The 22,987-nt window shown below is 70.7% G+C and carries 28 protein-coding genes and 1 pseudogene; 7 read left to right on the top strand and 22 right to left on the bottom strand.

What is annotated here, in order from left to right; genetic code table 11:
• Positions 1 to 16: 16 nt before the first annotated feature.
• From thpD to FDM97_RS21280, 5 genes are all read right to left on the bottom strand, one after another.
• Positions 17 to 916: an ectoine hydroxylase gene (gene thpD, locus FDM97_RS21300; protein ID WP_137992042.1), complete on the bottom strand. Its 900-nt coding sequence runs from the start codon at positions 914 to 916 to the stop codon at positions 17 to 19.
• A 53-nt stretch (positions 917 to 969) separates the two neighbouring features.
• Positions 970 to 1,374 carry an ectoine synthase gene (locus tag FDM97_RS21295; RefSeq protein WP_137992040.1) on the bottom strand — a complete coding sequence of 135 codons (405 nt, stop codon included), beginning with the start codon at positions 1,372 to 1,374 and terminating at the stop codon, positions 970 to 972.
• Between the two features lie 28 nt (positions 1,375 to 1,402).
• Entirely contained in the window at positions 1,403 to 2,671 is a 1,269-nt protein-coding gene (gene ectB, locus FDM97_RS21290; protein ID WP_137992038.1) for a diaminobutyrate--2-oxoglutarate transaminase, read from the bottom strand.
• A 72-nt stretch (positions 2,672 to 2,743) separates the two neighbouring features.
• On the bottom strand, positions 2,744 to 3,292 hold the full coding sequence (gene ectA / locus FDM97_RS21285) for a diaminobutyrate acetyltransferase (protein ID WP_137992036.1): 549 nt from the start codon (positions 3,290 to 3,292) through the stop codon (positions 2,744 to 2,746).
• A 319-nt stretch (positions 3,293 to 3,611) separates the two neighbouring features.
• Positions 3,612 to 4,091 (bottom strand): nitroreductase family deazaflavin-dependent oxidoreductase, encoded by a 480-nt coding sequence (locus FDM97_RS21280; RefSeq protein WP_137992034.1) that lies wholly within the window; start codon positions 4,089 to 4,091, stop codon positions 3,612 to 3,614.
• Between the two features lie 126 nt (positions 4,092 to 4,217).
• Here FDM97_RS21280 and FDM97_RS21275 point away from each other — a divergent pair, with 126 nt between their 5' ends.
• Positions 4,218 to 4,853 carry a hypothetical protein gene (locus FDM97_RS21275; RefSeq protein WP_137992033.1) on the top strand — a complete coding sequence of 212 codons (636 nt, stop codon included), beginning with the start codon at positions 4,218 to 4,220 and terminating at the stop codon, positions 4,851 to 4,853.
• Here FDM97_RS21275 and FDM97_RS21270 read toward each other — a convergent pair.
• Together FDM97_RS21270 and FDM97_RS21265 are read right to left on the bottom strand one after the other, a co-directional pair.
• Positions 4,811 to 5,338 carry a MarR family winged helix-turn-helix transcriptional regulator gene (locus FDM97_RS21270; RefSeq protein ID WP_137992031.1) on the bottom strand — a complete coding sequence of 176 codons (528 nt, stop codon included), beginning with the start codon at positions 5,336 to 5,338 and terminating at the stop codon, positions 4,811 to 4,813. The genes FDM97_RS21275 and FDM97_RS21270 overlap by 43 nt on opposite strands.
• 43 nt (positions 5,339 to 5,381) lie before the next feature.
• Positions 5,382 to 6,395, bottom strand: a complete 1,014-nt coding sequence (locus FDM97_RS21265) for a PP2C family protein-serine/threonine phosphatase (protein WP_137994943.1) — start codon at positions 6,393 to 6,395, stop codon at positions 5,382 to 5,384.
• Positions 6,396 to 6,700: 305 nt separating this feature from the next.
• Between FDM97_RS21265 and FDM97_RS21260 the strand changes: the two genes are divergently transcribed.
• Both FDM97_RS21260 and FDM97_RS21255 read left to right on the top strand, forming a co-directional pair.
• The gene (locus tag FDM97_RS21260; RefSeq protein ID WP_254705694.1) at positions 6,701 to 7,354 is read left to right on the top strand and encodes a uracil-DNA glycosylase; all 654 of its coding nucleotides are present in this window, start codon (positions 6,701 to 6,703) and stop codon (positions 7,352 to 7,354) included.
• A gap of 113 nt (positions 7,355 to 7,467) precedes the next feature.
• A complete protein-coding gene (locus FDM97_RS21255; RefSeq protein ID WP_137992028.1) occupies positions 7,468 to 7,731 on the top strand; it encodes a hypothetical protein in 264 nt (87 codons plus the stop codon).
• Positions 7,732 to 7,968: 237 nt separating this feature from the next.
• On the opposite strand, the gene FDM97_RS36205 is transcribed toward FDM97_RS21255, so the two are convergent.
• On the bottom strand, positions 7,969 to 10,110 hold the full coding sequence (locus FDM97_RS36205) for an FAD-binding protein (protein ID WP_217510259.1): 2,142 nt from the start codon (positions 10,108 to 10,110) through the stop codon (positions 7,969 to 7,971).
• 167 nt (positions 10,111 to 10,277) lie between these two features.
• On the opposite strand from FDM97_RS36205, the gene FDM97_RS21245 reads away from it, so the two are divergent.
• Entirely contained in the window at positions 10,278 to 11,099 is an 822-nt protein-coding gene (locus FDM97_RS21245) for a class I SAM-dependent methyltransferase (RefSeq protein WP_175439192.1), read from the top strand.
• A gap of 166 nt (positions 11,100 to 11,265) precedes the next feature.
• Here FDM97_RS21245 and FDM97_RS21240 read toward each other — a convergent pair whose 3' ends face one another.
• Entirely contained in the window at positions 11,266 to 11,565 is a 300-nt protein-coding gene (locus FDM97_RS21240) for a hypothetical protein (protein WP_137992022.1), read from the bottom strand.
• Here FDM97_RS21240 and FDM97_RS21235 point away from each other — a divergent pair.
• Positions 11,564 to 11,983, top strand: a complete 420-nt coding sequence (locus tag FDM97_RS21235; protein WP_137992020.1) for a hypothetical protein — start codon at positions 11,564 to 11,566, stop codon at positions 11,981 to 11,983. The genes FDM97_RS21240 and FDM97_RS21235 overlap by 2 nt on opposite strands.
• A gap of 12 nt (positions 11,984 to 11,995) precedes the next feature.
• Here FDM97_RS21235 and FDM97_RS21230 read toward each other — a convergent pair whose 3' ends face one another.
• The 11 genes from FDM97_RS21230 to FDM97_RS21185 form a co-directional block, all read right to left on the bottom strand.
• Entirely contained in the window at positions 11,996 to 12,487 is a 492-nt protein-coding gene (locus tag FDM97_RS21230) for a beta-class carbonic anhydrase (RefSeq protein ID WP_137992018.1), read from the bottom strand.
• A gap of 83 nt (positions 12,488 to 12,570) precedes the next feature.
• Positions 12,571 to 12,840 carry an SPFH domain-containing protein gene (locus FDM97_RS21225; RefSeq protein ID WP_254705693.1) on the bottom strand — a complete coding sequence of 90 codons (270 nt, stop codon included), beginning with the start codon at positions 12,838 to 12,840 and terminating at the stop codon, positions 12,571 to 12,573.
• Positions 12,837 to 13,547, bottom strand: a complete 711-nt coding sequence (locus FDM97_RS21220) for an NfeD family protein (RefSeq protein WP_137992016.1) — start codon at positions 13,545 to 13,547, stop codon at positions 12,837 to 12,839. The genes FDM97_RS21225 and FDM97_RS21220 overlap by 4 nt, the downstream gene beginning before the upstream one ends.
• Positions 13,544 to 14,161: a Clp protease/crotonase-like domain-containing protein gene (locus tag FDM97_RS21215; RefSeq protein ID WP_137992015.1), complete on the bottom strand. Its 618-nt coding sequence runs from the start codon at positions 14,159 to 14,161 to the stop codon at positions 13,544 to 13,546. The genes FDM97_RS21220 and FDM97_RS21215 overlap by 4 nt, the downstream gene beginning before the upstream one ends.
• A gap of 45 nt (positions 14,162 to 14,206) precedes the next feature.
• Complete coding sequence (locus FDM97_RS21210) at positions 14,207 to 14,416, bottom strand: DUF2180 family protein (RefSeq protein ID WP_137994942.1); 210 nt, start codon at positions 14,414 to 14,416, stop codon at positions 14,207 to 14,209.
• A gap of 95 nt (positions 14,417 to 14,511) precedes the next feature.
• Positions 14,512 to 15,855, bottom strand: a complete 1,344-nt coding sequence (locus tag FDM97_RS21205; RefSeq protein WP_175439191.1) for an SGNH/GDSL hydrolase family protein — start codon at positions 15,853 to 15,855, stop codon at positions 14,512 to 14,514.
• A 76-nt stretch (positions 15,856 to 15,931) separates the two neighbouring features.
• Positions 15,932 to 16,387: a PRC-barrel domain-containing protein gene (locus tag FDM97_RS21200; RefSeq protein WP_137992011.1), complete on the bottom strand. Its 456-nt coding sequence runs from the start codon at positions 16,385 to 16,387 to the stop codon at positions 15,932 to 15,934.
• Entirely contained in the window at positions 16,374 to 16,946 is a 573-nt protein-coding gene (locus FDM97_RS21195) for a PRC-barrel domain-containing protein (RefSeq protein ID WP_137992009.1), read from the bottom strand. Before FDM97_RS21195 ends, FDM97_RS21200 begins: the two co-directional genes overlap by 14 nt.
• The gene (locus FDM97_RS35915) at positions 16,943 to 17,086 is read right to left on the bottom strand and encodes a hypothetical protein (protein WP_175439189.1); all 144 of its coding nucleotides are present in this window, start codon (positions 17,084 to 17,086) and stop codon (positions 16,943 to 16,945) included. The genes FDM97_RS21195 and FDM97_RS35915 overlap by 4 nt, the downstream gene beginning before the upstream one ends.
• Positions 17,087 to 17,453: 367 nt before the next feature.
• Positions 17,454 to 18,152: a YhjD/YihY/BrkB family envelope integrity protein gene (locus FDM97_RS21190; protein ID WP_254705692.1), complete on the bottom strand. Its 699-nt coding sequence runs from the start codon at positions 18,150 to 18,152 to the stop codon at positions 17,454 to 17,456.
• A gap of 158 nt (positions 18,153 to 18,310) precedes the next feature.
• Complete coding sequence (locus FDM97_RS21185; protein WP_137992007.1) at positions 18,311 to 18,778, bottom strand: universal stress protein; 468 nt, start codon at positions 18,776 to 18,778, stop codon at positions 18,311 to 18,313.
• A 913-nt stretch (positions 18,779 to 19,691) separates the two neighbouring features.
• On the opposite strand from FDM97_RS21185, the gene FDM97_RS21175 reads away from it, so the two are divergent.
• Complete coding sequence (locus FDM97_RS21175; protein ID WP_137992005.1) at positions 19,692 to 19,934, top strand: hypothetical protein; 243 nt, start codon at positions 19,692 to 19,694, stop codon at positions 19,932 to 19,934.
• Positions 19,935 to 20,045: 111 nt separating this feature from the next.
• Here the strand turns inward: FDM97_RS21175 and FDM97_RS21170 are convergent, their stop codons facing one another.
• Positions 20,046 to 20,357 carry a DUF3040 domain-containing protein gene (locus FDM97_RS21170; protein WP_137992003.1) on the bottom strand — a complete coding sequence of 104 codons (312 nt, stop codon included), beginning with the start codon at positions 20,355 to 20,357 and terminating at the stop codon, positions 20,046 to 20,048.
• A gap of 227 nt (positions 20,358 to 20,584) precedes the next feature.
• Between FDM97_RS21170 and FDM97_RS36540 the strand changes: the two are divergent.
• A pseudogene (locus FDM97_RS36540) lies at positions 20,585 to 20,877 on the top strand (universal stress protein); the annotation flags it as partial.
• A 277-nt stretch (positions 20,878 to 21,154) separates the two neighbouring features.
• On the opposite strand, the gene FDM97_RS21160 reads toward FDM97_RS36540, so the two are convergent.
• Complete coding sequence (locus FDM97_RS21160) at positions 21,155 to 22,699, bottom strand: helix-turn-helix transcriptional regulator (RefSeq protein WP_217510258.1); 1,545 nt, start codon at positions 22,697 to 22,699, stop codon at positions 21,155 to 21,157.
• Positions 22,700 to 22,987 lie beyond the last annotated feature (288 nt).

The following is a 22,987-nucleotide window of genomic DNA, read 5'->3' as shown; positions in this document are numbered from 1 at the left end:
GGGCGGGGGTGAGATGTCAGCCGATCGGGGTGATGTCGCGTGCTGCGATGAAGGACGGGCGTCGGACGGGCGCCGCGAAGGGCAGCTCGGGCGCGTTCGCGACGCTGTTGAAGACGAGGAAGACGTTGCTGCGTGGGTACGGGGTGATGTTGTCGCCCGATCCGTGCAGGGCGTTGCAGTCGAACCAGACCGCGGACCCGGCCTCGCCGGTGAAGTGCTCGATGCCGCAGGCCTCCGCGAAGGCGGTGAGCGCCTTGTGCGAGGGGGTACCGGCGTCCTGCATCTGGAGCGATTTCTTGTAGTTGTCCTTGGGGGTCGCGCCGGCGCAGCCGAGGAAGGTGCGGTGCGAGCCCGGCATGATCATGAGGCTGCCGTTGGTGGTGTAGTTCGGGGTCAGCGCGATCGACACGGACACGGTGCGCATCTGCGGCAGGCCGTCCTCGGCGTGCCAGGTCTCGAAGTCGGAGTGCCAGTAGAAGCCGCTGGCGCCGAAACCGGGCTTGACGTTGATCCGGGACTGGTGGATGTAGACGTCGGAGCCGAGGATCTGCCGGGCGCGGTCCACGAGGCGGGGGTCGGCGGCGAGCCGCGCGAACACCTCACTGACCTTGTGGACCTCGAAGACGGAGCGGATCTCCCGGGAGCGCGGCTCCACGATCGCCCGCTCGTCTTCGCGCAGTGCCGGATCGGTGACGAGCCGGTCCAGCTCGGCCCGGAGTTCGGTCACCTCGTCGGGGGTGACGAGTGCGTCGACCGCGAGGAAGCCCTTGCGCTCGTAGTCCTCCAGTTCTCGGGGCCAGAACGGGCCCGGCGTGCCGGGTACCGACCAGACGACGGGGTCTTTGCGGTCGACGAGGGCTTCCTCGACGCCGCGCGTGGGGTAGCTGTCGAGGGGGCGGGCGGGTGCGGAGGCCATGGAACTCTGCCTTTCCTGCTTTACCTGTGCGTACGGCGGGCTGTCGTCGGGTCTCAGGCGGGGTCCGGCTCGGTGAGCAGGGGGTAGACGCCGTTCTCGTCGTGGTCCTCGCGGCCGGTGACGGGCGGGTTGAAGACGCACAGGCAGCGGAACTCCTGCTTGACCTGGAGCGTGTGGCGCTCGTTCCCGTCGAGGAGATACATCGTTCCGGGTGTGATGGTGTAGGTCGCGCCGGTCTCGTTGTCGGTGAGCTCGGCCTCGCCGGTGGTGCAGACGACGGCCTCGACGTGGTTCGAGTACCACATCGCCGTCTCGGTCCCGGCGTAGAGGACGGTCTCGTGGAGCGAGAAGCCGACGCGCTCGCGGGCGAGGACGATGCGCCTGCTCTCCCAGGTGCCGGAGGCGGCCTTCACGTGCCGCTCGGTGTTCTCCAGCTCGGCGAAGCTGCGGACGATCACGAGTTGACGGCCCTTCCGTTGAGGGTCTTCAGGCGGTGTGGCGGATGGCGCGGCCGAGGATGCCGAGTCCCTCGTCCAGTTCGTCGTCGGTGACGGTCAGCGGCGGCAGGAGTTTGACCACCTCGCTCCGGGGTCCCGAGGTCTCGACGAGGAGGCCGAGCTCGAACGCCCGCCGGCACACGGCCTCGGCCCGGCCGTCCTGCGCGAACTCAAGACCCCACACGAGGCCCCGCCCGCGGAAGGACATGCCCAGCCGCTCGTGGCCGGAGGCCAGTTCGCGCAGGGCCGCCTCGACGCGCTCCGCGCGCTGGAGGGTCCGGTCGCGCAGGGTGGAGTCGCGCCAGTACGTGTCGAGGGCGGCGGTCGCGGTGACGAAGGCGGGGTTGTTGCCGCGGAAGGTGCCGTTGTGCTCGCCGGGTTCCCACAGGTCCAGCTCCGGGCGGAACAGGGTGAGGGCCATGGGCAGGCCGTAGCCGCTGATGGACTTCGACAGGGTGACGATGTCCGGGGTGATGCCCGCCTCCTCGAAGGAGAAGAAGTCGCCGGTCCGCCCGCAGCCCATCTGGATGTCGTCGACGATCAGGAGCATGTCCCGGCGGCGGCACAGGTCGGCGAGGCCGCACAGCCATTCGGCGCGGGCGACGTTCACGCCGCCCTCGCCCTGGACCGTCTCCACGATGACAGCGGCCGGGTGGTCGAGGCCTGAACCGGAGTCCTCCAGAAGGCGCTCGAACCAGAGGAAGTCGGGTACCCGCCCGCCGAGATAGTGGTCGTAGGGCATCTGGGTGGTGTGCGTCAACGGAACACCGGCCCCGGCGCGCTTGACGGCGTTGCCGGTCAGGGCGAGGGAGCCCAGAGACATGCCGTGGAACGCGTTGGTGAAGGAGACCACCGTCTTGCGGCCGGTCACCTTGCGGGCGAGCTTCAGGGCCGCCTCGACGGCGTTGGTGCCCGTCGGGCCCGGGAACATCACCTTGTAGGGGAGGGCTCGGGGTTCGAGGACGGTCGAGCGGAACGTCTCCAGGAAGTCCCGCTTCGCGGTGGTCGACATGTCGAGCCCGTGGGTGACGCCGTCGGCTCCGAGGTAGTCGAGGAGCGGGCGTTTGAGGACCGGGTTGTTGTGGCCGTAGTTGAGCGACCCGGCGCCGGCGAAGAAGTCGAGGAAGGGGCGGCCGTGCTCGTCGTACAGCCGGCTGCCGGTGGCCCGTGCGAAGACGGTGGGCCAGGCGCGGCAGTAACTCCGGACTTCGGACTCGACGGTCTCGAAGACGGTGGGAACGGTGCCGATGATGGTCACGTCGTACTCCGGTGAGGGGTGCGGGTGCAGGCGCCGACGGCGGTGGTCGGACCGGTCGGCGGCGGCCTTGGATCAGGCGGCCAGAGGACCGATGCGGTACAGCACTTCGGCCTGATGTCCCGGCGGGGGAAAGTCGGCAGGGGCGAAGAGGACCTCGCGCGCCAGGGCGGCTCCGTGCCGAGCCGCGTAGGAGCGGAAGAGCCGCTCGGAAGGTTCGTTGTCCGGAGTGATCGTCGTCTCGATCCGGTCGAGTCCGCTCGTCTCGGCGACCCTGGCCGAGAGAGCGTCGAGAAGGGCGGCTCCGAGGCCGAGTCCGCGGTGGGCGGCGTCGACGGCGACCTGCCAGACGAAGAGAGTGCCGGGCTCGTCGGGGCGCAGATAGCCCGTGACGAACGCGACGGGCCGCCCCTCGGAATCCCGGGCCACCACGGAGGTGTCGGCGAAGTCCCGGCACCACAGCAGATAGCTGTAGGGCGAGTTGAGGTCCAGCGCGCCGGAGTCCCGCGCGATACGCCAGAGGTGTGGCCCGTCCGCCGCGGTGGGGCGGTCGATGCGGCACCCCGCGACGTGCGAGTGTGCCGTGGCCGGTGCTCGGCCCGGCTCCGTATGAGCGATGGTCATGGGCGCCGAAGCTACCGAGCGCGGGGGCGAACTTCCTGGCCTCGCGGACTTCCGGAAGGCAAGGTCACGTGTTATGGGAACGAGCTCGATGGGCGTGACGAGGCCTGCGCAGCCCTGTGAATGGGCAGGGCTAATCGGGAGATCAGGGGATGAATGCATCGTTCATAACGACGCTGTAACACCATTGCCCTGTGCCAAGGTCGCGTCATGAGCGTTATTGGATCGTCGGTCTTGTGGAGGTTTGAGGTGGGCGAGGTGGGCAAGGAGTAGAGCCCTCGGCCGATTCTTCACCGCAGGAGCCCCCGCGGGGTGAGGTGCGTCAGTGGTCGGTGGCTTCCAGTCGGACGAAGGGGATGTGCTCGCCCGCGGCGCGGAAGGCGGAGGCGGAGCCGTCGACCGCGAAGCCCATGAAGCGGCACAACGCCCGTGCGGCGCGGGGGTGTCGACGGGCGTAGTCGACCATGAGCCGGCCGCCCTCCGCCGGTGTGAGGAATCGTGCGGTGACCGCGTGGTACCGGCGGCCGGCCTGGACTGTCGCCGCGGGAGTGCTGTGGAGGTTCCGGTACCACTGGGCATCCGGGCCGAAGCCGCTCGCGACGATCCAGCCGTCGCGATCGCGGGCGACCACTTCCAGCACCACCTCGCGTGGCCGTCCGGAGGCCCGGCCCGTGTGGATGAGCAGAAGAAGCCGCCCTCCGAAGAGAGGTCCCCAACCTCCTCGGAAGAGGTGGATCGGAAGTCGGGCGAGGTGGCGTCGCCAGCCCGATGGAGGGCGTGGGCGTCGGATCGCGGGCGGCATGGGGTCACTCCTGGCGCAATGGCGGGCGTACCTGGCGGCCTCGGTTCGATAACGGATGGTGACGGCGGGTTACGTGCCGAGGGTGAACCATTGCATAGTCTAAATGTGAGGGTGAGGCAACGCCTGGTGGACAGGCTCCTGGGAGCCGCGTCCTACCAGGGCAGCCCGCCGCTCTGGCTGGTCAGCGAGGGACTCGTGGTCGCCGTCGTGGGAACGGCGCTGGTCGTGGGGGCCGGTGGCTTGGTCGTCCTCGGGGGCCTGTCGCCCATTCGCTCCACGGCTCTGATCGCGGTCGCCGTGGCCGCTGTCGTGCTCTACCTCCTGATCACCCGTGCGGGCCACGCACTGGTCGCGGGGATCGCGATCCTCGGAGCGGTGCTGGCGCCGGCGGTCTCGCGACTGGCGGCGGAGCTGGTGCTCTGCGGAGCGGGACGCACACAGGACGTGGTCGTCACGGCGGTGGCGTACGAGCCCGCGGTGAATCCGGCGTACGCGTGCACCGTCCGGCTGCAGGACGGTGCTCCCGTGCAGCCGAGACTACGGAGAGGATGCGGCCCCTCGGTCGTCCCAGGCGACCTGATCGCCATGGTGTACGACCCGGCCGGCCGGGTCGCTCCACGTGGTCTCGCCGGGCCCGGCACGCTGGTGCGAGCGGCCGCCGAGGCCGTGTTCCTGGTCCTGGTCTTCGCGACGGTCTGCTTCCTCGCCGTTGTACGGTCCTACCGCGTACCCTCCACGGGATCGGCCCAGCCCAGGGGATGAGGGCCGAGGGCGCTCGCGTCGAGGGCCGGCTCGCTGCCGGCGGCGGTGAAGGCGTCGAGCGCCTCCACGAGGGCCTGCCGCTGGGCGGGTTCGAGGCGCCGCAGGACAGCCGTCACCTCCTGCCGACGGCGGGACGTCACGTCCTCGACCACGCGCTCACCCTCACTGGTGAGGCTCAGCGAGGTCTCCCGGCGGTTGTCGGGGTTGATGCGCCGGTTCACCAGGCCGGAGGCGATCAGGCGGTCCACCATCCGCATGGCGGTCGACGGTTGCACGCCGAGCTGGTCCGCCAGCGCCACCAGCTTCGACGGGCCACGCGTGGACAGCACGACCAGCATCCGGAACTGGGGCAGGGTGATGGTGTCCTCGACCGTCGCGAGCGACCGGGCCGAGATCGCGACAAGTAGCCGCGACGCCGTCAGTACGGCGCGTGTGACGGCCTCGATGTCGTCCGTGTCCGGTTCCGCTTCCTCGTGCTCTCGCATACGAACCTTTGTACCGCCTACCGGATCCACCGGTGGCACCGGCTCAGCTCGGCTCCGCGTGCGCGTGGTAGCGCAGCAGCAGCATGGCGGCGTCGTCTCCGAGCGGTCCACCGGCGTGGGCGATGATGTCGCCGTGGAGGGCGTCGAGAGCGCCTTCGGGGCTGTCCGCCTTCAGCAGGTGCAGCCGGGAGGAGAGGGGATAAAACACGCCCCGGCGGTCCCGGGCTTCGGTCACACCGTCCGTGTACAGCAGGAGCTGGTCGCCCGGGCGGAACTCCGCGTCGAGGATCTCGGGGCTTCCGGTCCCGTGGAGGCCCAGACCGAGCGGCAGCGCCCGCTTCTCGGGCGCCAGGAACCGAGCGGTTCCATCGGCCTGGACGAGCAAGGGCGAGGGGTGACCGTAGTTCAGGAGCGCCACCGTGCGGTCCTGCCGTATCTCGGCGATCACCGCGGTGACGAACCGCTCACCGCCCAGCGTCCGGTTCATGGCCCGCTCCAGTCGGGCACTCACGCCCGTGAGTTCGGGCTCGTCATGGGCGGCCTCCCGGAAGGCACCGAGCACGTCGGCCGCCGTCTCCACCGCGTCGAGGCCCTTGCCCTGGACGTCGCCGACGATCACACGCACCCCGCCCGGCGAGGTGACGACCTCGTAGAGGTCCCCGCCGATACGCGCCTCGGCGACCGCGGCCGTGTACGAGACGGCGGCGCTGAGTTCTCCGGCGGTCCGCGGTACGGGGCGCAGCAGAACGCGCTGCGCCACCTCGGCGATCGAGCGGACGCTCGCCAGCTCCGCCTCCCTGCGTCGACGCATCACGGCGGCGACGAGACCGGCCGCGGTGACCCCTGCGACCGAGACCAGCGCCGTCGTCCCCCGCCTTCCCGGAAACAGGCCGTCGTACCAGCCCAGCGCCAGACAGAGTGTGAGGGCCACCGCCCCGATCGCGGCGGTGCGGTGCGGCCCGCCCGTGAGGCCTGCGAACGCCGGCCCGAGCGCCACCAGCGGCAGCAGACCCACGGTGGGGCCGGCCGTTATGTCGGCGACAGCGGTGACCATCATCACGGCATAGGGGAGGAGCGACAGGGCGCGCGCTTCTGTCGGCTGTTCGTTGGACAAGGTTCTCCCCGGTGGGTCCGGAAGCGGTGATGCGCTGCCCGTCACCGACCGTGCGGCGGGCTGTCGACGCACCCGACGACCTTTAGTCTATGCAACGATCCTGTGGGGGCGGGCCGATCCCGAAGCAGACGTCGGCCGGGACGCCTCAGGAGGAGGACGGCCGGCGCCGTGGTGGCGTCGGTTCCGGCCCTTGGACAGCAGGGCCAGGCGGGGCGCCAGTCGATGTGGGAGGAAACATGGCGAGACGAATGCGCGAAGAGGCCTTTCGGGCAGAGCAGGAACAGGGGCGCTATGCCCCCCATGTCCGACCGATCAACGAGATGGTCGACGCGTTGCGCGATCAGGACGGGCGTGGCTGGATGCCGCATGTCGCGCCCTGGCACGGGGGAGCGGAGGCTCGTGTCCTGTCCATCCTGCGAGACCCGGGCCCCAAGACGCAGGAGGGAGCCGGCTCCGGATTCCTGTGCGTCGAGAACGACGACCCGACAGCGGAACTGCAGGCCGAGCTGTTCGAAGAGGCGGGGATAGCGCCGCGCGACGTCACTCCATGGAATGCCTATCCCTGGTACATCAACCGCTCCCCGAAGGCTGCTGAGCTTCAGTTGGGCGCCACGGTCCTGAAGCAGCTGCTGGGGTTGATGCCCAAGGCAGATGTCGTGCTCCTCCAGGGCAACGAGGCCCAGGACGTGTGGCGCCGCCTGCTCAAGGCGCACCCCGAAGCTGTCCGTGGGCGGACCCTGGAGGTGGTCAGTACCTACCACCCGGGGCGCCAGGCTCTCTTCGTCCGAGACCCGGAGGAACGCGCCCGCCGCGCCCAGCACAGAATCGACTCCTGGCGGAAGGTCGGCTCTGTTCTCCACGGGGCGGAAGGGCGGCTGCGGACCTCGTCGGTGCCGAAGTAGCCCGACTGCCCCCAAGGTCCTGGATCATCCAGGACCTTGGGGTCCGCCCGTCCGCGGGCGTGCGCGACGCCGGACGCCTACCGCCGGCCGTACAGGTGTCTACGATGTGTCCGGTGAAACACTCCCGTCCCGCCCGAATACTGCTGGCCTGTTGCGTCGTCGCCCTTGCCTCGTTCGGCTGGTACGGCACCCAGACCGTTCGTCCTCCCGACTGTAAGGTCGCCGTTTCCGCATTTACTGACGCCGACGGTCGGCCCCTTCCCGTGAACGGGGAGGAAGTGACCTGGGACGAATTGAGCGAGCGCGCCTATCGGGACATGGTGGCCTCGGGGCGCTGCGAGCCGCCAACCACCCGCTGGCACCACTGGCTCGGTTGACGGACCAAGGCGTCCTGGGGGCGTGAATGGCGCGTTCGGACCGGCTCACATCTGGCGCTCCGTCGGGCGGGTGAACAGGGCGCGCGACGGCTTCCGTGGCTCCCCGGCCCGTACGGCCCTGCGGATATGTACTGGTCCGAGTGGCCGGAGCGAGAGGGGACGCCCAGGCCTCGCCCGTCGAATGCCGAGGATCCCACACCCCCGAGGCTCCGGCTCGCTCGGTGCGAGCAGATGGGATCAGTCCGGCCGGAACACTCGGTCCGGGTCGTGCCGGTGCCGCACCCGTTCGAGGCGGGCGGTGGTCTCCGCGTCGAACGCCTCGGCTCGTCGGTGGTGGTCGTCGTGGTCGAGGAAGTTCACATAGACGCCGTCCCGGTAGGGATCGAGGGCGGCCACGAAGTCCCTGGCCCAGGCACACTCGGCCGGGCCGATGGGCTGGTGGGGCAGCCAGACCGCGTTGACGTTGAGTTCGTGGGGCACGTCGCGCCGGGAGAAGGCGGCGGCGGTGGGGTCCTGGTCGGCGATCGCGCCGCCGAGGTGGAACAGGAGCGCGTAGCTGCGAGGCGACTGAGCCCAGGCGGCCCGCTCGACCAGCGTGTCGATCACGGGGTCGCTGAGCTCGCGCAGGCCGGTCGACTTCCAGTAGTAGTGCCAGCCTGCCGGCACGCCGGTGTCGAACATGGTCTGCAGGCCGGTGTAGGGGCGCCACTTGACGAGGTCCAGGAGCGGAATGCCCATCGTGCGGAGCGGGGCCAGGAGCCGTTCCGCGGCTGTGGGCCCGGCGAGGGCCAGCATGGCGATCATGCAGACCGGGCGCCCGTGGGTCTCGACGGGCAGGAACGGAGCGGCGGGGGCTCGGCGCAGCACTACGAGGGTGGCCAGCTCCGGCGGCGCTGTGGCGATGAGATCGCGGTAGCTGCGCAGGACGGCGGTGGCCTGGTCGAGGGGCCACAGGACCGGCCCGGCGAGGATTTCGGGGCCCACCGGGTGGAGTCGGTAGGTGAAGGACGTAGCCACCCCCAGGCCGCCTCCGCCTCCCCTGAGGGCCCACAGAAGCTCCGGGTTCTCGTCGGAGGCGGGGCCGACGGTCAGCTGTCCGCCGTCCGCCGTGACGAGGTGGGCGCCGGTGAGCTGGTCGGCGGTCAGGCCGTGGCGGCGCATGAGCCAGCCCAGGCCGCCGCCGAGGGTGAGTCCGGCGATTCCGGTGTGGGAGACGAGTCCACCGGTCGTGGCGAGACCGAACGCCTGGGTGGCGGCGTCGAGTTCACCCCACACCGTGCCGGCACCGACGGTGGCGGTGCGCTGCGCCGGGTCGATGGTCAGGGCCTTCATGGGGCCGACGTCGATGACCAGGCCGTCGTCGCACATGGACGTGCCCGCCACGCTGTGGCCGCCGCTCCGTACGGCCAGGGTCAGGCCGCGCTCGCGCGCGTACCGGATCGCGGCGGCGACGTCCCGTGGTGACAGGCAGCGGGCGATGTAGCGGGGCTTGCGGTCGACCGCTGCGTTCCACACCGCCCGTACGTCGTCGTAGTCGGCGTCCCTCGGTGTGACGAGCCTGCCGGCGAATCCGGGGATTCCCGACCGTCCGGGGCGTGTCCGGCCCGTACGCCAGGGAGCGGCGCGGTACGAGGGCTCGGCGGGCCGTACGGCCTCCGGTGGCAGTGGGGCCGTACCGCCGGGGGCTCTGTCGTGCTCGGTGCGGCGGCGGGCCTGTGTCTCGGGGTACGAGTTCCAGGTCGGCAGGGCCCGGCACAGGGCGCGGGGGCCTTCGACGCGTACGGCACCCGACTTCAGGGCCGTCCGCCATTCCACGAGTCCGAGGTGCCAGCGGGCGAAGACCAGCGGGTCGTCGACCGTCACCACGACGTCGTCGCCGAAGCCGGGGTCGGACCCGCACAGCTCACCCTGGCCGTGTTCCAGCAGGAGCCAGATCCGGGCCTGTCGGGCGTGGGAGCCGAACTCGAAGCGCACAACGACCCGGTTCGGGGGCAGGAGGTCGCGGCGTAGAGACGTCTGGCACCAGGACCACACCACGAGGTCCGGATCGGCGTCCTCGGCCGTGACGTCCATCCAGCGCTGGGCCCAGTCGCCCAGGGCCTGGAGCACCGGCCACAGCTCGCGGCCAGCGGGTGTAGGCAGGTAGAACGAGCCGTGGCCGTCCGGCTTCGGCCGCACCGCGACGACCCCGGCGTGTTCGAGTTCGCGCAGCCGTCGGGTCAGCAGGGCGCGGGAGAGCCCCGGGGCGCCCGTTGCGATCTCGTTGAAGGTGCGGCATCCCAGCAGGACATTGCGCAGGATGATCGGCGTCCACCGCTCGGCGATGATCCCGGAGCCTCGGGCGATGGGACAGTACTGGCCGTAGTTCCGCACAGTCACGAGTCTCCGCCCGCCCGCTCCGGTCGGCCAGTGCAGTTTGTGAACCGCCCCCGGCCGGCGGGAGACGATCGGGTTCAGAAGGCGTCCTGGCGTGGGCTCTCCGCCGGGCCGACGCTCGGAGCATGTCCTTCCGGACAGGTCGTGCACTCGTGAGAGGAGTGAGGGACATGACCACCACCGAGACACGGGCCGCGTGGGCGAAGGCGGCCACGGCGGAGAACTACGAGACGCTGCTCGTCCCCTTGCTGTTCGAACCCTGGGCTGAGGGCCTGGTCGACCTGGTCGACCCGCGGCCGGGTGAGCGGGTGCTCGACCTGGCCTGCGGCACCGGCGTCGTGGCCAAGAAGGCCGCGGCCCGGGTCGGCCCGGACGGCACGGTCACCGGCGTCGACATCAACGCGGACATGCTCGCCATCGCCCGGAGCGGCGCACCCGCGGACGCGGCACCGGTGATCACCTGGAAGCAGGCGGACGCCCTGGACACGGGCCTGGCCGACAGCGCCTTCGACATCGCGTTCTGTCAGCAGGGACTGCAGTTCTTCGGTGACCGGCTCACCGCGCTGCGAGAGCTCCACCGCGTCCTCGTCCCCGACGGACGCGTCGCGCTCAGCGTCTGGTGCGACCGCCGGTCCCCCGGCTTCCACCCGTTCGAGTCCGCCTTCCGTAACGTCCTCCCCGCTCCGGGTGAGGCCGTGCGGTTCCTTCAGGCGATCTTCGACCTGGCCGACGCGGACGAGCTCGACCACCTGCTCACCACGGCGGGATTCCAGGACGTCACCGTCACACGCACCACCCGCACGGTCCGCTGCGCCTCGGCACGAGCTTGGGTGGAGACGTTCCTCGGCGCCGCGCCCCTCCCGGAGATCGCGCCGGCCGACCGGGACCGGATCGCTTCGGAGGTCTCCCAGGAACTGTCCCCCTGCGTCGCCAACGGACTCGCCTTCTCCGTGTCCGCGAACGTCGCGTTCGCCCGACGGCCGGCCGAGTAGGCCGGGGCCTCGCCTGCCGCCACGGTGGAGCCGGTCGCGACACGCCTGGGGTGCGCGGTCGCGACCGGCTGCCGACCGTCCGCAAAGCGTTACGTCCCCTCGGCTTCCCCGTGTCCTCCCGTCGCTACGTTTGGCCGGCGAACGCATCGACCATCACCAGGGGGCATCACATGCGCGGTACCCGCGCAGTCATCGTCGGCACGGTGGGCGCCGCGCTCCTGGCGGCGGCCGGCACCGGCTGTGGGCCCGGATCCGGTACGCCCGGCAAGCCGACGACCTCCAGGACCTCGGCCCCGATGCCTGTCTCCGCCGCTCCGGCCGCCACCGACCGGCCCTCGGCGAGCCCTCCGCCCACCCCCACATCCACGCCCACACCCAGGGTGAGCGTCACCACCCGACCCGCATCGCGCACCGCGCCGCCGTCGAAGACCGCGAGCAGGCCGCCGGCGCCGACGTACCTTGCCATGCACGTGGCCGCGCCGGGCGGTCGGCTCACCCTGAAGGCCGGTGGCGCCGCACAGGAATTCACCGTCACCCTCCGCAACGGCAACACCAGCGCCTATCGGCACCTGCTGCTCGCCTTCCAGATGGAGGCCATGCCAGGCGGCACGGCCGACCCCGCGTACGTCCTGGAGCGCTGGGACGGCTCGACCGGGACATGGCGCGCCGCGACGCTCCGCATCGCCAACGACGCGTACCCACACACGCTTTACACGGGCGGCACCCCGCTCCCCAAGAACGGGGTTTCCACCCACCGCTACCGCGTCCGCGCCCCTACCGGCGCCCCGCCCGGCCCCAATCCGATCCTGATCAGCCTCATCGACACGGACACGGACACCCGCGTCCGCCACACCTCGCTGCCCCAGACCACTCTTTCCCAGTAGGCGCCGCGGCCGTTACCTGACTTCGCGCAACCTGCCCGTGTGGACGTCATAGACAAAGCCGCGGACGGCGTCCTTGTGGACGAGGAGCGGGCTCTCCCGTACGCGGGCCATGGAGCGTCGCACCTGTTCTTCCAGGTCGCTGAAAGCATGGAACGCGAACGGCACCTCAACCCCCGTCTCGCTCTCCACCTGCCGCTTCAGCTCGTCATCCTGGAACGTGAGCATTCCGCACTCGGTGTTGTGGACAAGCATGACCTCTCGCGTTCCCCCGATGCGCTGGGAGATGACGAGCGACCGGATCGTGTCCTCCGTGACCACCCCACCTGCGTTGCGAATGACGTGTGCGTCCCCCTCGTCGAGGCCGAGCATCTTGTAGATGTCAAGCCGAGAATCCATGCAGGCGATGACGGCCAGGCGCCTTTTCGGTGGCCGCGGAGGGTGGCGGTCCGTGTACGCCGCCGCGAAGGCGGCGTTCATTTCGAGCACGTCGTCGATGGCGCTCATCGGTCCTCCTCCAGATCTCGTCACGAGCTTGGCCGACTGTGCGGCCGTGGAGTCGGCGATCGGCCTCCAGCGGGTCCGGCCGGTCAGCGGCCGACAGCTACTCGTACGCGTCGTTGTCTTTGGTGATGACGTCCTGGGGAGGGGATGTCCATCGTGACCGTGCGGAGCGACACCCGGAAGATCCGGTCCACGATCGGGATGATGAGAAAGAGGCCCGGACCTTTCGCTCCGATGAGCCGGCCCAGACGGAAGATCACCCCGCGCTCGTACTGGGGCACGATCTTGATGGCCGCCATCGCCAGCAGGACGACGACGACCGCCGCGGCGATGAGTCCGATGGTTCCGGCGTTCATGACTCCTCCTCCGGGAGAGGCTCGACGATGAGGACCAGTCCGTCCTGTCCCGTGACCCGGACCCGCCCGCCTTCGGCGAGGGGGCTGCCGGAGGCGGACCGCACCGACCACCAGGCGCCGTCGAGGAAGACCTGACCGGTATCGGCGGACGCACGGCGCACCCTGGTCTCGGCGTCCACAAGCGTCTGCAGCCCGGTCGCGACCGGTGCCCTGCGCGCCCGCCAGGCGAGCCGTCCGGCCAGCACGGTGGCGCCGCCGACGACCAGCGCCGTCGGCCACAGGGCGAGGGGGTCCACGGCCAGCTCGCCGCGGAACAGGAGCACGCCGGCCATGACCAGGGCGGCCGTACCGCCGGCGGCGAACACACGGACGCCCGGAGTGAACAGCTCGGCGAGGAAGAGGACGGCGGCCAGCAGGAGCAGCAGCAGCCCGCCGGCCTGGAACGGCAGCACGCTCAGCGCGACGAACCCCAGAACGAGCAGGATGACCCCGGCGGTGCCGGCCAGCCCCATGCCCGGCGTCGCGAACTCGTAGACCACCGCGAGCGTGCCCAGGGACAGGAACAGGAACGCCAGCTCTGGGCTGGCCAGGGTCTGGCGGAGCTCGCCGAATGCCGAGCTCGTGGGAGACGGTCTCGGCCCCGGCCGTTCGCAGGACGACCTGTCGGTCGCCGTCCAGGGTGACGGTGCGGCCGTCGATCGCGTCAAAGAGCGCCCCCCCGGTCCGGCGCGACCACGTCCACCACGCCGATGCGCAGGGCCTCACGGTCGGTGATCGAGATGCCGTCGCGGACCATGCGCTCGGCGAATCCGGTGTCGCGACCGCGTTGCTCCGCGATGGACACGGCGAACGCCGCGGCGTCGTTGACGGCCTTGTCACCGGCCTCCTCGCCCTCCGCGTTCACTGGAGTGCCGGCACCGATGTGCGTTCCGGGAGCCATGGCGGCGACATGTGCGGCCATCGTGATGTACGCCCCCGCGGAGGCCGCGCGAGCGCCGGCGGGCGTGACGTAGACGACGACGGGCACGTCGGCGCCGAGGAAGTCGCGGACGATGTGCCGCGTGGACTCCAGGAGCCCGCCTGGGGTATCCAGCTCCACGAGGAAAGCCGCCCTGCCGTCGCCTTCCGCCTCTCGGAGCCCGTCCGCGAGGTGTTCGGCGATCACCGGTGTGATCGCCCCGTCTACCCGTGCCACGAGCACCGAAGGCCGCTCGGCCCCGACCGCGGCACCTGATCCCCATCCGGGCAGCAGCGCCAGCGCGGCCATCAGGACCAGGAGCGCTATCCGTGCGAGAAGTCCTCCGAAAAGTCCGCAGCGCACCCGTCTCCTCTCTCCGCCAGCGGTCCGACCCTGCTGGCCGTCGGGTCACGTACTGTGCTCCGCCCGGTCGCACACCGGGCACAGAGCGGTTCGGGCCGGCACGCGTCCGGTGGTCGTGCCGAGGCCGGACTCGTGGTGCACTTCGCGTGGTGCGAACCTCACGTGGTCCACGCACAGGCCCGCGCCGCAGTCACAGCACACCGCCACGGCGGGCATGGCCTTGCCGTTCCCCGCCCGGCACTCGAAGCACTCCATCAGTGCCTCCACGCGGTTTCACTCCGGCGCCTCCGCTCGGCTTCCGCGTCTATCCGGCGCGTACCCACGACGGTGAGGGCTATCCGCTCAGGGGGTTACCGCGTGCTGGCCAGGGCGGGCGGCGGCTCAAGGAGGGCGCGCTGCACGGCGAGGGCGATCGCCAGCTGTCCGGTCGCCGTGGGGTGGAGCGGGGCCTGCTCTGCGGGTCCCCGCACGTACGGGTGGCTGGTACACAGACCGTGCCCGGCGAAGTCGGGCCGGGCCGTGGGGAAGCCGGCGGCTTCAGCGCCTTCCCGCAGGACGGCGTTCAGATCCGCGAGGTACGAGCGGAGCACGCGCGCCTTGTCCGGAGTGATGCCTTCCTTGCTGAGGCAGTCCGCCTGCTCGCCGAAGGGGTCGTAGTACTCGGTGACGACGACGCGCGGGGGACCGGGGAGGGCGGCGAGGTGGCGCAGCAGCTCTCGGTAGTCCAGGGAGAAGCGGGCGAGCTGTGCGTCGAAGAACGTGTCCGTGGCGCGGTCCCCGCACCGTGGCTGTGTCGTGCACAGCCGCGTGAGTGCGGCCCATCGGACGTCGTTGGCGCCGATGCTGACGGTGATCGCCGATGCTTCGGGGGCTCGCCGCAGCTCGGACAGCTGCGGCGGGACCGTCATTCCGCCGACGGTACGGGTTCCCAGGAGACCGTCCTTGATCGTCGCTCCGGCACAGGCGAGGCTGAGCACCCGGCGGCCGTGCAGTCGCTCCAGGTACTCGGAGAACGCGTCCGAGCTGCGTCGGCAGGCGCGGTCCTCGGCCGTGGCGTCGTCCAGGGGCCGGTTCCCGGCCCCGGCGGCCGTCGAGTCGCCGAGGACGACGAGGCGGACGTCCTGGGCGACCGGCCCTTCGGGTGGCGGCAGACGGGCCGGGGGAGCGCGGCCGACCAGGTCCTCCAGCGAGTCGACCGAGCGCAGCACCTTCGGCGTGTCGTTGGCGAGCACCAGGTAGCCGGTCGCGCTGAGACCGCTCACCAGGACCAGCCCCGTACAGGCGAGTGCGACGGCCGACCTGACAGGCAGGCGCTTGAGCACGGCGACGGCCACCAGGATCACGAGCGCGACGCCGGCGGCGATGACCGACTGCCACAGGGCGTACCGGAACCAGCCCTCCGCGAGCCGGCGCCCCACCTCGGCGAGGGAGCCGTCCGGTTCCCGCACGAGCTCGTCCAGCTCGCGTCCGAACCTGATCTCGGTCAGCGCCAGACGGGGCCGCAGCGGACCGTGGAAGGTCACGGCGGTGGGAATGTCCCGGCCGAACAGGGCGAGCGTCCCCGGCCCGGTCCAGTCGGCCCACGGCCCCGTGACCGAGAGCCGGACACTCTGCCCACCGACGGAGACCTGTTGCGGTGGGGTGAGGCGTACCGCGAGCCACACGGAGAAGACCGACACCACGATCAGAGCCACGGCACGAGCCGAGACCGACCTCCACCGGGCGCGGCGCTCCGGCTCCCGCCCAAGTCCGGTTGCCGCGGGCGCGGGGTCAGCCCGCCGGGTTCGCGTCGTCCACCGCATCGCCGGTGATCACGGCCGCGAAGTCCCCCACCCCGACCAGCCGTGCCCCGTCGAACACGTCACCGGCTGTCAGCAGCGTGAGAAGACTCCCGTTCGCGGGATCGAACTCGACGTCACGCACCTCCCCGAGCCGGTCGCCCCGGTCCGTCATCAGGGACTTCCCCCGCGCGTCGCCCGGAGCCGCCTCCGCGTCACCGCCGGAGACGCGCTCGTCGGCGTCGGGTGTACGGCGGACCATCACCGCGTCGGGTCCGCACGCCTGCACGGCGCCCCACGGCACAGTGGTCAGATGGGCACCCGTGCGGATCCGGAGCGCCTGCACGCGGGCGGGCGACGGACTCAGCAGGAGCCCGGTCACCTTCCCCAGCGTCTCACCGGTGCTCACGAGGACGACCTGACGACCGGCCAGGTCACTGCTCAGCATCGCCCGTACCCTCCTCCGGCCGAACCCCCGTGGCCTTCCGAAACTCCGCCAGATCAGCGGCCGGGGAACGCAGAGCGGCCGTGGGCACCAGCACGTTCTCTGCCGAGACCACGACCGGGGCGGAGACCGGCACAAGGACGGTGCCCTTCTCACCGTGGCGGTCGAGCTTCACCTCGTATCCGACCAGCCTCGCGTCGTCGGCCGTCACGTCGAGCACGACATCGGTCACCTTGCCCACGTCCTCGCCTTCCTGCGTGAGGACGCGTGTTCCCAGCATGTTTGGGCCGCCCCTGGTGCCGGACGCCATGTCGGCCCCTTCGCGCAGCGCGTTCCGATCGGCGACCATCACGGCGTCCCGGCCGAGGGCGTGGACGGCGCTCCACGGAATCGCCTCCTTCAGGGGCCCGGACAGCACGCCCCGCCCGCTGAGCGTGAAGGCCCGGACCCGGCCGGTTCCCGGGTCGACGACCACGTCCTTGACCTGGGCGATCGCATCCCCGTGCAGCGTCAGGACCGGACGGCCCACGACATCTCCCGCTCGGATGAGAAAGGCGTTCATCGTTCATCGCCGTCCCGGGGCAGGTGATGTTCATCGGCGATCACCCCACCGCGCCGGCGCCTGGCCTGGGTCACAAGTGCCGACACGCCGATCACGATCAGTATGACGACGGCCATCACCAGCCACGTCCACCACTCCATCGGACACCCCTTCCCTGTCCGCCGACGGATCCCTTTACACCGGCGGCCGCGCTGCTCGCTACGCGGAACCGACCACAGCGCCCAACGCCGCAGATCGCGCCGGTGACGCGGGACCGCAGGACGGCGAACTGCCTGACTCCCCAACCGTGAGCGAAGTCGTCCGCTGGGTACACGGCGACTACCCCTTCCTTCGGCGGTGACACAGTGGGCTCAATGTCGAGCCGGTCCGCGCCGGAAGCGACTCGCCCGGCGGGGCCGGGAGCCTGACCACTCATGGACGACCCTTCCCGTGAAGGCGCCGCCGTAAAGAACGAGGCCCACGCCGACGAGCCAGGACTGGACGATCATCACCGTGCCGATGGAGCCGTTACGCGGTGGCCTGGGAGACGATCAGGGGCGAGAAGACCAGCTGGGCGAAGAGGCGCAGGCCCACAGGACCCAACGTGGTCGCGACCGCGCCCGGCAGAAGCGCTCTCCACCGAAGCCTGCGGCCGAGGAGGATCTTCTGCGATGTCCAGGTGAACAGGAAGGTGACGAGAAGCGCGGCCGACGTGCCGAGTGGTGAGGCAGCCGTGTCCGCGCGGCGCAGAGGAGTGTTGGTGAGCAGGAGGAGATAGCCGATCAGCAGGGCGAGCCACAGGGTGTAGCGCGCGAGATCCCTCAGCCGCCCGCGCCAAGAACCCCTGCTGCGGCCCCGCCTCACCGCCCACATGGCCTCGTATCTCTGCCGGACGTGCGCTGCGAACGTCAGGCCGAAGACGCAGAGAGCAGCCAGACCGAAGGCCGTGACGTCTCGAAGTACGCGACGGGGCCGGGCGAACAGCTCCAGAATCTCCCGCTCGGCCGGTTCCGAGGCGCTCAGGGCTCTCGCGAGCCACCGCCCGAACTCGGCTGCCCGAGCCGGGTCGGCCGCGGCGATGACCATCATCAGTGGTACGAAAGCGAGGAAGCCCAGGGCGGCGAAGACCATGGAGCGACTCGTCAGCTCCAGGCCGCCGCTCATCCCGGCCGCACGCGAGAGGGATTCCAGGAGCCGACGTCCCAGACGCAGGACCGGCGATGCCACTGCTTGATCTCCGTTGGAGCGCATGGCACTCGACTACCACGCCCTGGTCTTCGGTTGTCGTTCCGACGCCCCTGGTCAGGCCCTGCTCCGATCCTCCACGCGTCCAGAGGCCGATCGGCGTGGCACGACGCTCATCGTGTGCAGCCCGGCCCACACCGCTACGTGGCCGCCGCTTCGGTGGTGTCTTCCGGCGCACGCAGGATGACGACGGGGCAGGAAGCGTGCAGAGCGCATTGCTGACTCACCGACCCCAGCAGTAGCCGGGCGAAGCCACCCCGGCCTCGGTTCCCCACCACCAACAGCTCGGCGCCCTCCGACGCGGCGATCAGCGCCTGAGCGGCGTTTCCCCGGACCAGGTGTTCCTCCACCGGTACGTCCTGAGGCATGCCGAGGGCCGTAATGATCTCCCTGTTCAGGGTGCGCCGTGCCTGTTCGGCGTCAAGGGTGGCGTCCACAGCGGGGGCCGACCACCCGGTCGCCCCTGCGACGTCGTAGGCCGCGACCGCCTCGACCTGCGCTCCGGCCATGCGCGCGTAGTCCACCGACCACCGCAGCGCCGCATAGGACGCGGGGGATCCGTCGATGCCCACGACGACCCTCTTACGAGGCGCCGCTTCGGCCTGCATATCAGGTCACCTCTTCACAAGGACCGGCGACGCCGGCCGAGGAGTCGATTCGCCTGAGCGCCTACCCATGATGCCGCGCTGTATCCGGGCGAGACGTGCTGCCTGGTGCCTGGACGACGATCCGGCGAGTTCGCGGCGGGCATGCGGTGCGGTGGTGTCCCGCATGGCGATGCACACGCGCAGCCGAACAGCGGCACGGGGTGAGTCAAGACGCCTCACAGGCGAAGACCCGGCGGCCGGGCTGACCCCCACTCCCTGGACGCCCGTGCGGCGTGCATCGATGCCTGCCTCGCCTGTGCGCAGGCGTGCACGACGTGCGCGGACGCGTGCCTCGCCGAAGAGGCGGTGAAGGACCTCGTCGACTGTGTGCTCAGGTAGCTCGACTGTGCCGATATCTGCGCGGCCCACCGCCGCCGTGCTCTCGCGCCGGGCGGGGAGCGGTGATGGGGTCGTGCGAGACGCGCTGCGAGTATGCGCCGACAGCTGTGCTGCATGCGCCGACATGTGCGCCATCCATGCACGCGATTACGGTCACTGCCTCGTCTGCGCCGAAGTGTGCCGGGAGTGCCAGAACGCCCGCAGAGACCTGCTGGAGGAGGCGGTCTGACCCCGAGGGAGAGTGGGCGGCGACCCCGCCCGGCGTGGCAGTTCTTCCCGTGAACGATTGCTCTGTGCAAAGATTGCGGGGACGTCGCGCGGTGACCGGGCTGGCCAGGTCGTGCGCCGATGCGATCCTGCGGCCCCCGCCCCGGGCACGCGCAAGGACGGGGCGGCTTCGCGCGACGTCGCCCCGATCAATGTGTGCCGCCCGCTGCTGCGGCCGGAGTGGGCTGGACCTTCCAGCCGCAGGCGATCGGCTTGAAGTGCCGAGGATGCCCCCTGCCCTGGAGTGCTCGTCACGGCGTTCCCTTTGATGCTCGTCGCCCTCTTCGGGCTCGCCTTCCTGTTGTTCGAGGTCTCACTGTGCGTACGGGTGCGGCGTCTCGCTCATCTGCCCGTGTGGCGGCGGGCGCTGCCCACATCGATCCTGTGCTTCGCGCTCGCGGCGAGCGCGGGGCGTGCCTGGGATGTCACCGCTCCCGCCGAGGCCCTCGCCTATCCGCTGAACGTGGCTACCGCTCTGCTCGGCCTGTTCGAGCTGGATCGCCACCGGTAGCGTGCCCGTTCGAGCGAGACGGAGCCGTCGACGCGAGCGACCGGGAGAGCGTGATCTCACCCGGTCGGTCGCACTCGTGATGCTGTTCATCGTCCCCCGGACGGCCCTCGATTACGGCGTTCGGTACAGGGTGGCGGCCACCGAGAGCGCCGCTGGATGGACGCCGGGCTCCTCGTCTCGCGGGGAGGACGAGGTGTTGAGGAGGCCGGTGATCAGCAGTGCCAGGAGCGCGATGACGCCCAGCACGAAGGCCATCACCACGCGTCGGTCACGGCGTTCCGTCGGCTTGCTCGGGCGCCTGGCCGGCTGCTCGGGAAACTGCTGGTTGAGCGTGGCCATCGTGGCGGCGAGCGCGGGATCGTCCCGGGTCAGGGCACGCTCGATCGCCGCCAGGTCGCTCCGGTCGTCCGAAGGGTGGCTCATGGTGACCCTCCACTGCTGCGGCGGGCTTCCTGTAAGGAATGTGCCCGCCGCAGCCCGTCGGCATGTCGGCAACAGACGCTCAGCTCAACAGTCCGTGGAGCGCGGCCTACGAGCCCTGCGAGACGTCCACTTCGGCATCCCCGCCCTCGGACTGGACCTCTCCATGGGGCGCTGGACCGCAGACGGTCTTCTCGCGGTCTTCCTTGTTGCCTGCATCATCGCTGTCGGGGCCGGGGGACGGCTCCACGCTGGGCCGAGGACTGGTGGCCGAGGCGGTGGCACGAGCCAGGGCGACGGCACCGGACGTGGAGGTCACCCAAGCTGTCGTGACCGGCCGGCCGCTGACGGTGCTGGAGAAGGAGTCGCGCGGAGCGGACCTCTTGGTGATCGGGGCGCGTGGCATGGGCGGGATCGTCGGACTCCTGGTGGGCTCCACGGCGGTTCACCTCGCGGCGCAATGGCAGATGCCCGGTGCTGGTCGTACGGGAAGGGGCTGACGCTGTTCGTGCCGACCCGCCGGCAGGGCTACCTGGACGAGGCGCTGCAGCCAAGGGGTATTCGACCGCGTCCGGCACCACTGGGAGCTGTGCACGCTGCTCGCGCAGCGCGACGGCCTGCGCAGCGGGGATGTACCCGTACCGGGCTCGCGCTGTTACGACACTCCGGCCTCCTACCTGTTCATGACTGTCCAGTGGGAGACGCACCGTGCGGAGTTCTGCCGCCTGGTCGGCAGGAGTCCCGACTCCTCCGAGGTCCCGCTGGGGATGGACGAACTACCGCTCAGAACGAAGGGCGGCTCAGACCAGGTGATGCTCGTAGGCGAATGCCGCGGCCGCGGTTCGGGAGCCGACATCGAGCTTGGCGAAGATGTTGGACAGGTGCCGGGCCACGGTTTTCTCCGAGAGCACCAGGGCCTCGGCGATCTCCGGGTTGCTTTTGCCTGCCGCCACCAGCCGTAGCACCTCGACCTCCCGGGGGCTCAGCCCGCCGGGAGCCTTCTCCTCGCCCAACAGCGCCGCGACCTCCTGCTCCGCCGGCTTCGCACCCATCTCCGCGAACGCCCTCCGGGCCGCGCTCAGGTCGGCCACGGCCGACTCCTCGTCACCCAGCAGCCGAAGCGCCCGCCCGACGAGAACCCGGGAGCGGGCCACCTCGTACACCGCGGAGAGCTGCGCCCAGGTTTCGGCCGCCTGCCGCGCGCAGACGAGCCCGCGGTCCGCCTCGGACCGGGCCAGGGCGACGGTCGCAGCGGCGTACTGCCCCGATGCCCGCAGCGCCGAGCACCCGAACGAGCTCCCGATCTGCCCCAGCTCCTCGGCAAGGGGTGCTGCCGTGTCTACCTCGCCGGTGGCCACCAGCACCTCGACCGCCGCCGGGAGCATCTGCGACCGGTGGACGGGATCGTGTACCTCGGCCACCATGCGGTGGATCGCGGCCGACGCCGCATCCTGTCGGCCGTGCTCCAGCCACAGCAGTGCCCGGCCGGGCTGGGCCGAATGGCCGAACTCGGCGGCCTCCGCGAAGGCGGCCTCCGCAGCGTCGTGGTCGCCGCGAAGCCGGAGGGTCTCGCCCCGCTCGTAGTGGGCTTGACCGACCGCCAGGTCCCCGCCGGCCGCGGCGTACCGCCCGACCGCGCGCTCGAGTTCCCTGACGGCGTCGCGGTAGGCGCCGTGCAGTCGCATCAGCTGGCCGCGGTGGACCGCACACTGACCGGTGAACGCGACCAGGCCGGGCTGGCCGTCGCACCAGGTGGTCAGCGCGTGAGTCCACTCGCTCATCCGGCCGAAGTCGGAGATCTGCTGGCAGGCTTCGACCGACGAGCAGTAGATCACCCCGGAGAAGATGGGTGAGACCTCCCCGGCCAGGACCGAGACCATCGCCTCGTCGAGGAGGCTCAGCCCGTCGGCGACCTGGCCCGCGAAGATCTTCATCCGACCCTCCATGTGGAGGCCGATAGCTGTCAGATCGGGGTCGTCGAACCGTCGGCCGCACTCGGTGATCTTTGGCACGGCAACGAAGGCTTCGGCGAACTCTCCCTTGATGATGTGCCTCATGGTTGCCCGCTCGAGCAGATAGCCTCGCTCCACCACATCCCCGCCGTGGTCGTCGAGCAGCCGCTCGGCGCGGGCCAGCCAGCCACTGCCTACGGCGACCTCGCCGCCCTGCCACAGGACTACGGTCAGCCAGTACGCCGCGCGCACCGCGCCGAGGGTATCGTCCGTGTCACGGTAGGCCTGGAACGCCCGTTGCAGTGCCTGGACGCAGTCGTTGCGGTGGCCCAGGAGGTGCGCGGTGACCGCCAGCGCCATGAAGTCGTCGGCCCGAAGCTCGGTCTTGTCCAAGTCGGAGAGAGCGCGGTACGCCGCCACCCACTCCTTGCGCTCGTACTCCTCGCGGGCTCGGCGTAGATCGTCGACCATGCTCATCGCGCACCACCTCGATTCGAGGCTAGTGGTCGATGCTCATGATCCGCAGCATTTCCTCGCCCGGGCGCCATGATGCTTCCGAAGCAGAGGACGACGACGGCCAGCGTGTACGCCGAGAGCGATCTCACAGCCGACGGCCACCGGCAAAGCCGGTCCCAGCCACCCGAGCCGCGCGGGTGCGATACCACGGTGCCGTCCGCAGGC

This window comes from Streptomyces vilmorinianum (assembly GCF_005517195.1).
GTDB classification, from domain to species: domain Bacteria; phylum Actinomycetota; class Actinomycetes; order Streptomycetales; family Streptomycetaceae; genus Streptomyces; species Streptomyces vilmorinianum.
The sequence above is the reverse complement of the archived record's forward strand: the minus strand, read 5'-3'. Positions and strand labels throughout refer to the sequence as shown.

Excerpts from the sequence above, each read along its gene's own strand:
- FDM97_RS21280 (WP_137992034.1), bottom strand. The coding sequence starts at position 4,091 with ATGCCGCCCGCGATCCGACGCCCACGCCCTCCATCGGGCTGGCGACGC.
- FDM97_RS21245 (WP_175439192.1), top strand. The coding sequence starts at position 10,278 with ATGACCACCACCGAGACACGGGCCGCGTGGGCGAAGGCGGCCACGGCG.
- FDM97_RS35915 (WP_175439189.1), bottom strand. The coding sequence starts at position 17,086 with ATGGAGTGGTGGACGTGGCTGGTGATGGCCGTCGTCATACTGATCGTG.
- FDM97_RS21265 (WP_137994943.1), bottom strand. The coding sequence starts at position 6,395 with ATGATGGTCACCGCTGTCGCCGACATAACGGCCGGCCCCACCGTGGGT.
- FDM97_RS21260 (WP_254705694.1), top strand. The coding sequence starts at position 6,701 with ATGCGCGAAGAGGCCTTTCGGGCAGAGCAGGAACAGGGGCGCTATGCC.
- FDM97_RS21270 (WP_137992031.1), bottom strand. The coding sequence starts at position 5,338 with ATGCGAGAGCACGAGGAAGCGGAACCGGACACGGACGACATCGAGGCC.
- FDM97_RS21210 (WP_137994942.1), bottom strand. The coding sequence starts at position 14,416 with ATGGAGTGCTTCGAGTGCCGGGCGGGGAACGGCAAGGCCATGCCCGCC.
- FDM97_RS21200 (WP_137992011.1), bottom strand. The coding sequence starts at position 16,387 with ATGCTGAGCAGTGACCTGGCCGGTCGTCAGGTCGTCCTCGTGAGCACC.
- FDM97_RS21235 (WP_137992020.1), top strand. The coding sequence starts at position 11,564 with ATGCACGTGGCCGCGCCGGGCGGTCGGCTCACCCTGAAGGCCGGTGGC.
- FDM97_RS21185 (WP_137992007.1), bottom strand. The coding sequence starts at position 18,778 with ATGCAGGCCGAAGCGGCGCCTCGTAAGAGGGTCGTCGTGGGCATCGAC.
- ectA (WP_137992036.1), bottom strand. The coding sequence starts at position 3,292 with ATGACCATCGCTCATACGGAGCCGGGCCGAGCACCGGCCACGGCACAC.
- FDM97_RS21230 (WP_137992018.1), bottom strand. The coding sequence starts at position 12,487 with ATGAGCGCCATCGACGACGTGCTCGAAATGAACGCCGCCTTCGCGGCG.
- FDM97_RS21225 (WP_254705693.1), bottom strand. The coding sequence starts at position 12,840 with ATGAACGCCGGAACCATCGGACTCATCGCCGCGGCGGTCGTCGTCGTC.
- FDM97_RS21195 (WP_137992009.1), bottom strand. The coding sequence starts at position 16,946 with ATGAACGCCTTTCTCATCCGAGCGGGAGATGTCGTGGGCCGTCCGGTC.
- thpD (WP_137992042.1), bottom strand. The coding sequence starts at position 916 with ATGGCCTCCGCACCCGCCCGCCCCCTCGACAGCTACCCCACGCGCGGC.
- FDM97_RS21175 (WP_137992005.1), top strand. The coding sequence starts at position 19,692 with ATGCTCGTCGCCCTCTTCGGGCTCGCCTTCCTGTTGTTCGAGGTCTCA.
- FDM97_RS21170 (WP_137992003.1), bottom strand. The coding sequence starts at position 20,357 with ATGAGCCACCCTTCGGACGACCGGAGCGACCTGGCGGCGATCGAGCGT.
- FDM97_RS21240 (WP_137992022.1), bottom strand. The coding sequence starts at position 11,565 with ATGGCAAGGTACGTCGGCGCCGGCGGCCTGCTCGCGGTCTTCGACGGC.